This is a genomic window from Rhizobium sp. SVR5-2C (assembly GCF_056755115.1).
In genome coordinates this window covers 1-237 of record NZ_JBNDHT010000581.1, presented here as the reverse complement: position 1 = coordinate 237, position 237 = coordinate 1, and the positions used below count along the sequence as shown (strand labels likewise).

At 63.7% G+C, this 237-nt stretch carries 1 pseudogene; it reads right to left on the bottom strand.

The annotated features are described in order from the left end of the window. Positions 1-84: 84 nt before the first annotated feature. Positions 85-237: pseudogene (locus tag ACPYOI_RS36985) on the bottom strand (alpha/beta hydrolase family esterase); the annotation flags it as partial.

Below are 237 nucleotides of genomic sequence, written 5' to 3'. Positions count from 1 at the left end.
GTCTAGCCCAGAGCCCTTCGCGGTGCCACCCCCGGCACGCATGCGTTATCTGCGGTGCATGCGTCACCGCCGCACATGCGGCACTTACGGAAACTGACTGAAAAAAGCCCAGATCGTCTCGGCGCCGTCGATGTCGCTGTTCTGCGGCCCCCGCATCTTCGTCGCGACCCTGGGGAAGCGTGCATCCGAAGAAGATCCGGGCATGCGATGGCCGCCATGATTGACGCGGTACAGCAC